An 8,550-nucleotide genomic window follows, 5' to 3' on the forward strand; every position below is an offset into this window, starting at 1 on the left:
CCCAGTTGTAGAGGTTCCAGAATACACTGGCGTTCTTGGCACAGCAGGCGATGAAGCAGCGCCAGTTGTAGAACTTCCAGAGTATACAGGAGTAGTTGGAACGGCAGGAGAAGAAGTAGCTGTAAACGAAGTTCCAGAATTCAAGGGTGGAGTTAACGCAGCAGAAGCAGCTGTGAGCCAAGCACCAGAATTCACAGGTGGTGTAAATGGTGCCGAATCCGCAATTCATGAAGTACCAGAGTTTACCAGAGGTGTGAATGGAAGTGATGGCGCAATCCATGAAATTCCAGAATACAAAGGCCAAATTGGTACAGTAGGTAACCAACCTGCGCCTGTAGTGGAAAAACCAGAGTATCGAGAAGATTCAAAACTTTCAGTAGAGAATAAAGATACATCTAAAGAGGTGAATTCAAATGCTCTTCCAAATACGGGTGAAGATAATTCTGAAACAGCTCTCTTCATCGCTAGTGTCAGCATGGCAGTTTCAGCAGCACTCTTAGCTGTCAAAAGAAAAGAAGATTAAAATACAAAAAAGTTTTCAATAAAAGAGAGCTTAGACTCCACAATCATTGTCGTGGAGAAAAAGAAAACCCAGAGAGGACCCTCTAGGTCCTCTCTTTTTCTAAAGGGGAATGAGAACGCTTACCACTTGTGAGCGTATGAAAGGAAACAGGAAAAAATGGGAAAACATTTTTTTGAGAAACGGTGTCATTACAGTATACGTAAATTTACAATCGGCGCAGCTTCTGTTATGATTGGTGCTAGTATCTTTGGAGCTAGTGTGGTTCAGGCTGCTGAAACAGAAGGACCTTCAGAGACAGAAGGTACGGTAACACAGGCTCAGCCTCTGGATAAACTGCCAGCAGATATAGCAGCAGCTATTGAAAAAGCAGAAGCGAGTGCTGGAACTGTAGATGATCAACCTGCAGCGTCAGAAACTGGAGCAACTGCAGCTGAAACAACTACTCCAAAACCAACTGAAACTCCTGCTCCTAAGGAAGAAGTGGCTTCAAAACCAGCTACAAATCCTAAAGAGGAAGCAGTTTCTGAGGCGAAACCAGTTGCAAGTCCTGCGATTAAAGATGTAGTAGATACACCAGATGTCAATCATCTAGAAAAGGCGACTGCAACAGCTTCAAACCATGAAGCCAACACACCATTTACAGCAGAAAAGGCAATCGACGGAAAACCTGATACTCGTTGGGCAACTGACCAAAACGTTGAGAAACCAACAATCGAATTTACACTTGAGAAGACAACAGTGATTAAGCATGTTGAGATTGATTGGGACCGCCGTCTTCGTGGTGAACAAAATGATCCAAATATCAAGTCATGGAACCTCTATTACGCTGGTCAGGATGATGTGAATGGTTCAGGAGTTAAAGAATGGAAGTTGGCTTATCAAAGAACAGGGAATCCTCTTCTTGATGAAAAAATTGACTTGAAAGAAGCTATCCAAGCCAAATACCTTAAACTTGAAATCACAGATTACCAAGCTGGTACAATGAACTGGAAAAATGTTGGGATTCAAGAAATTCGTGCCTACTCAAACATTCCAGACGCTAGCAAACCAACAGATATTCGCCAAGTGACAGAATTAGCTGTTGCTGAAGATGGAAAATCTCTTATCTTGCCTAAATTACCAGGTCAAGTCAGCTTGATTGGTAGCAACAAACAGGGAGTTGTTGATCTTAATAACAAGATCTACAAACCCTTAACAGATCAAACTGTCAAGGTAATGGTCCAACAAGTCAAGGATACTCATACCTTCACAAAAGAATTTGAAGTCCTTATTAAAGGATTACATGCAGATGAAGGCGTTGGTACTAAACCAGCAGTTGCTCCAGCAGTTCAACAATGGTATGGAACTGAAGGCAAAACTTCTATTACAGCTGATACCGTGATTTCAGTTGGCGATTCTGGATTTGGTCAAGAAGCTAAATTCTATCAGACTGACCTTGAAAGTCGTGGGCTAGAAATCGCTACAGGTGATCAAACAGCTCAAAAACGGATTGAATTTAAAAAGGTTGAAGATAAGGGGTATGGTAAAGAAGGCTATGGTATCACTGTAAAAGATGGTGTTATCACTGTAGAAGCTGCAACCAACGCAGGAGCCTTCTATGCAACTCGTACTCTCCTTCAGATGGGAGAAAAAGACTTACAGAATGGTGAAATCCGTGATTTCCCAAGCTTTAGTCACCGTGGCTTTATGCTAGATACAGGTCGTAAGTTTATTCCTTATGATACTCTCGTGGATATCATGCTTAACATGGCCTACTACAAGATGAACGACTTGCAGTTGCACTTGAATGACAACTATATCTTCCTAAAAGACCACTTGGCTGGTAAGAATCTTTCTCAAGATGAAGAACTGGATTATGTTCTTAAAAATGCCAAGACAGGATTCCGTGTAGAGACTGATGTTGTCGGTGAAAATGGTGAAAAATTAACATCTGACGAGCATTACACTAAGGAAGAAATGCAAGAAATTATCAAGTTAGCAAAAGCTTTGCATATCAACCTTGTTCCTGAAATTGATACACCAGGTCACGCTCTTTCATTTGTTAAGGTTAGACCTGACCTTATGTACAAAGGCAGTCTTAGCGATTATAGGGGTAAACACAATGTAGAACGTGTGGCTATGTTGGACTTGGACAACAAGTACGAAGAAACGCTTGCTTTTGTTAAATCAGTCTATGATAAATTGTTGGATGGAGAGGATGCACCACTTCATGGTGTCTCAACAGTTCATATCGGAACCGATGAGTACTACGGTAGTCGCGAAAGCTATCGTCGCTATGTCAATGATATGATTCAGTACATCAAAGGCAAAGGCTATACACCACGTATTTGGGGTTCACTTAGTGCAAAACCTGGTACAACGCCAGTTGATTGGAAAGATGTAGAAGTTGATATCTGGAGTATCGGATGGCAACGTCCAGCTGATGCTATTGCTCAAGGCGCTAAGATTATCAATATCACAGATATTCCAACCTATAGTGTCCCAAGCGGAAGTAACAGTCAAGGTAGTTATGGCGATTATGCCAACTATGAAACTCAATACAATCGTTGGACACCAAATGACTTCTCAACAGGTGGAGGACCACGTCTAGAAGCATCTAATCCAAATATCCTTGGTGGTGGTCACGCTGTATGGAATGATAATATTGACCTCCATGAAACTGGACTCACTTCTTACGATATCTTTAAACGCTTCTTCAAGAGTATGCAATCAACTGCAGAACGCACTTGGGGTTCAGACCGTGCAGCCAAGACCTATGCAGAACGTGTTCAACCAGCAAGTGTTTATGCACCACAGTCTAACCCAGATAAGACCGTAGCTGAAGAAGACTTGTTCAAGATTAATCCTGAGACTGTCAAAGATTATCTTGCTAAGAAAGTACAGAAGACTGAAGCAGGTTTGAACTTCGAAAAAGATAGCACTATCGAAGGCCTAGTTGGTGATGCTGGACCAAGTCATGTCTTGAAATTGGATGTGACAGTGACTGGTGATGGCGAGCAAACCTTCTCAACAAGTGGAAACAACCAACTTTACCTTGCGGACAAAGATGGCTACCTTGCCTATACTTTTGAGCAATTCCATATTCAATTTAACAAGAAACTTGAAAAGAACAAACGTTATCAAATTTCTGTCGTAACCAAACCTCAAGTAACAGAAGTTTATGTAGATGGTGAAAAAGTTGAACGTATTGCAAATCCAGCTTACCCTCGCTTTGCTCATAATAGCCTGGTTCTACCTCTTGAAACAATCGGTGGCTTCAAAGGAATTTTGCATAGTGCAGAATTGTCAAATGAACCATTCGTAAATCCACGTTTGATTCCAAATGATAAATTTACAGTTTCTGCAACAAGTCAGGAATTGCCAGGAACCAATACTGAAGGTCCAGTAGAAAAAGCTTTCGACAATGATCCGAATACTTTCTGGCATTCAAAATGGTTTGGAGATCAGGCTCCATTCACTGTTGCAATGAACTTGAAAGCAGCAGAAAAAGTAAATGGTCTGACCTACCTTCCACGCCCAGGTGGAGGCAATGGTGTCGTAACATCTTATGAAATCTATGCTCAAAAAGATGGTCAGATGGTTAAAGTTGCTTCTGGAACTTGGGAAAATAATGCCAAAGAAAAGACAGTTAACTTTGAGGCTATTGAAACAGATAAGGTAGAATTTAAAGTTCTAGCAGGTGCTGGAGGATTTGGTAGTGCTGCAGAAATTCAACTTCTGAAACCAGTTTCTACTAACAAAGCAGAAGAACCAGTTAGTCCAGAAAAACCTGTGACACCAGAAAAACCTGAAACTCCAGAAAAACCTAAAGTTGAGGAAATGGGTGATGGGACAACTGAACTTGCTGATAGCTTTGTAGCTACGAAACCTACAAGCGACGAGGCAGTTGCTGCAGCAGCCCAAAGTCAAGATTATCTCAAGAAAGAGTACAAGGTCTTCCCAACACCACAAAAAGTAACTTACGATGAAGGTGTTACGAAACTCCATAAACAAGTCAATCTTGTCATGGGCGATCAATTAGATATCTATACTCGTAACCGCTTGAAGAGTGTCCTACAAGATCATCAAATCTCTTACACAAGCAGTCAAACAGCAGTGGCAGGTGCTACCAACATCTACCTTGGTGTTCATGGTCAAAATTCACAGGCTGAAAAAGAAGTGTCTGGCATTTCTCAAGGACTCTTTGATAAGATTGATGCCTATGCCTTGTCTATCAAGAACAATACAATCTCTATCGTCGGTAAGGATACAGATGCTGTCTTCTATGGTTTGACAACTCTCAAACACATGCTTAATGAAAGTGAAGCTCCAGTCTTGCGTAATGTAACAGTTGAAGACTTCGCTGAAATTAAGAACCGTGGCTTTATCGAAGGATACTATGGTAACCCTTGGAGCAATGCTGATCGTGCTGAATTGATGCGCTATGGTGGTGACTTGAAGTTGACGCAATATTTCTTTGCACCAAAAGATGATCCATACCACAACAAGAAATGGCGTGAACTTTATCCAGAAGAAAAATTAGCTGAAATCCGTGAATTGGCACGTGTCGGAAACCAAAACAAGACTCGTTATGTGTGGACCATCCACCCATTCATGAACAACCGTATCCGTTTTGGCAACGATGCTGACTACCAAAAAGACCTTGAAACTATTAAAGCTAAATTCACTCAATTGATGGATGTCGGTGTTCGTGAGTTCGGTATTTTGGCCGATGACGCTCCAAGTCCAGTTGGTGGCTACAATAGCTACAACCGCTTGATGAAGGACATGACAGACTGGTTGACTGAAAAACAAGCAACTTATGTTGGTCTTCGTAAGGAAATGATTTTCGTTCCAGGTCAATATTGGGGTAATGGACGTGAAGATGAGTTGAAATCTCTAAATGAAAACCTTCCAACTTCAACTTCTATGACCCTTACTGGTGGTAAGATTTGGGGTGAAGTGTCTGAAAGCTTCCTCTCTAACCTTAAGAATAACCTGACTGCAGGAGGTAAGACTTACCGACCAGTTTCTCTGTGGGTAAACTGGCCTGTTACAGATAACTCTAAACAACACTTGATTTTGGGTGGCGGTGAGAAATTCCTTCATCCAAATGTGGACCCAAGTCTCCTATCAGGTATCATGTTGAACCCAATGCAACAATCTGAACCTTCTAAGATTGCCCTCTTCTCTGCAGCTCAATATGCATGGAAACAATGGAAGTCAGAAGACGAAGCTAAGAAAGTAAATGATATCGCCTTCAACTTTGTTGAAACAGGTAAATTTACTGACAGTGAAACATCTGTTGCCTTCCGTGAACTTGGTAAACATATGATCAACCAAAACATGGATGGTCGTGTTGTGAAATTGGAAGAGTCTGTTGAACTCGCACCAAAATTGGCAGCCTTCATGTCTAAGTTGAAAGCTGGTCAAGATGTCAATGCAGAGCGTGCAGAATTGCGTGCAGAATTTGCTAAACTAAAAGCAGCAGCTCAACTTTATAAAGCATCTGGTGATGAAAAGATGCGTGCTCAAATCCACTACTGGTTGGATAATACTATTGACCAAATGGACGCCTTGAGTGCTCTTCTTGATGGTACAGAAGCTATCGAAAACAATGATTCTGCTAGACTTTGGGATAGCTACTACAAGGGATTGAAACTTTATGAACAGTCTCAAACTTATACTTTCCATTATGTAGATCATGATGAAAAAGCTGAATTAGGTGTTCAACATATCCGTCCATTCTTGCTTGGCCTTCGTGAAATCCTTGCAACTGAAGTTCAAAAAGCCTTGCATCCAGACCAAGTCATTAGCACTTTTATTACGAACCGTACAGGTGTAGAAGGCGGACTTGCTGAAGTCACTGATGGTGATTTAGGAACACATGCCCTAATTAAATCACCAAATAGCATCCAAACTGGTGATTACATTGGCTTGAAATTTAACAAGGCTGTTCCAATTCAAAACTTGACATTCGCAATGGGAACTCAAGCAAATCCGCGCGATACCTTTAACAATGCTAAGGTTGAGTACCTCAATGAAAATGATGAGTGGGTAACACTTTCAGAACCAAGCTACACTGGTAATGAGCCTCTTCTTAAATTTGAAAACCTCAATATCAATGCTAAAGCTGTTCGCATGATTGCGACTTCAGATCGTGGAAACACTTGGTTTGCGGTAAGAGAAATTGCTGTTAACCGTCCTGTAGAAGTTGTTCGTAACAAACAGACAGCTACTGTGACAATCAGTCCAAATCTTATGTACAAGTACAACACAACAGTTGGTCAGATTACAGATGGACGTGATAATACTGAAGCCATGCTTGCAAATGCTGATAGAACAGACACAACTCCAGTCAATGGTTGGGTACAACTTGACTTGGGTGAAGTCAAACCTGTGACCAAGGTTCGTCTAGTTCAAGGATCAGGAGATAAATTGGCAGAAGGTGTTCTTGAATATTCTGCAGATGGTAGCTCATGGCAAGAATTGGATCGCTTGACTGGTGAACAAACAAAAGAAATCGAAACTCCAATTTCAGCTCGCTACGTTCGTGTTCGCAATACTAAGAACATCAACTTATGGTGGCGTATCGCTGACTTCTCAGTTGAAACACGTGCAGGCAATAGCGAATTGACTGATACAAACGTTGAAAGCCTGAAGTCAACTCCAGTTTATGATAGCCTAGGTCGTTATGACTTGCAAATTCCAAGCGGAACTAAGCTTCCAGCTAATAGCTACTTGGGTATGAAACTTGATCGTCTTCACCAAGCTGAAAGCATTCAAGCACTTGGTATTGAAAATCCATCCCTCAACTTGGAATACTCTCCAAATGCCCAAGAATGGTATCCAGCTGATCAAGTGACTGATAAGTCCTTGGTACGTTATGTTCGTCTAGTTAATAAGACTGATCAAGAACAAGCAGTGACAGCAACATCTCTACTTGTTAAGACAAAAGAAGTTCAACCAACGACACTTGATTCTACATCAATGGGAATCCACCCAACATACGGTCGAAATGATGTTCGCAAAATCAAGAATTTGGATCAGTTGTTCGATGGTGTTTACAATAACTTTGTAGAGTTTTCTGATTATGCTCGTAAAGATGGTCATATTACCTTGAAACTTGGTAGCGAGCGTGACATTAAGAAGATTAGAGCTTACATCCAAGACGGCACTCAAAACTATCTCCGTGATGGTAAGATTCAAGTTAGTCAAGATGGTAAGACTTGGACAGATGTTGTAACAGTTGGTGACGGTGTTGCTAATGAAACACGTGATGATTCCTTGACAGATGGCTGGACACACGATTCTAAGATGCCAGGAAATCGCTATATCGAGGGTGAACTTTCAAGTCCAGTTAAAGCCAACTACCTCCGTGTTCTATTTACAGCAGACTATGATGCTCGTTTTGTAGGCTTCACTGAGTTGGTTATCAATGATGGTGAATTCGTGAAACCAATCAATGACCCAACTGTTGAAGGAAACAGCGGTGAAAGCCAAGGAAACCTATACACAAACCTTGTGGATGGCAAAGTATTGACAAGCTACAAGGCTGAGAAAGAACAAGGTGAGCTTGTCTACCACTTGTCAGAACCAACAGACGCAAATCATATCCGACTTGTTTCAAGTCTTCCACAAGGAGTGAAAGCTCGTGTGCTTGCTCGTACTCTGAAAGAGGATAAAGCAGATGCTTGGTCAGAACTAGGTGAGATTACCTCAAGCTTCCAAACATTTGCTGTCAGAGATAAGTCTCCATTATTGGATGTCAAACTTGTTTGGGAAGGTGGCAAACCAGAGTTCTACGAAATGACTACATTCCACCAAGAACTTCCGGAAGAACCAGAGAAACCAGCTCCAACTACAAGTAAGGGTGATGAAGCAGCACCAATAGTAGAAGTTCCAGAATTTACCGGTGGCGTAAATGGTGTCGAAGCAGCTGTTCATGAAGTTCCAGAGTACACTGAAGCTATTGGCACAGCAGGTGATGAGCCAGCACCAGTAGTAGAAGTCCCAGAATTCACAGGTGGCGTAAATGGTGTCGAAGC

The 8,550-nt window shown here is 41.6% G+C and carries 2 protein-coding genes; both read left to right on the plus strand.

Annotation, left to right across the window (positions count from 1 at the left end; genetic code table 11):
* A partial coding sequence (locus RQ973_RS09235; RefSeq protein WP_311523783.1) for an SIALI-17 repeat-containing surface protein occupies window positions 1-523 on the plus strand: 523 nt, incomplete at its 5' end.
* Between the two features lie 156 nt (window positions 524-679).
* Window positions 680-8,550 (plus strand): SIALI-17 repeat-containing surface protein (locus RQ973_RS09240; RefSeq protein WP_311523785.1); only part of this gene is annotated, 7,871 nt, incomplete at its 3' end.

The sequence above is a fragment of the uncultured Streptococcus sp. genome (assembly GCF_963511325.1).
Taxonomy (GTDB): Bacteria; Bacillota; Bacilli; order Lactobacillales; family Streptococcaceae; genus Streptococcus.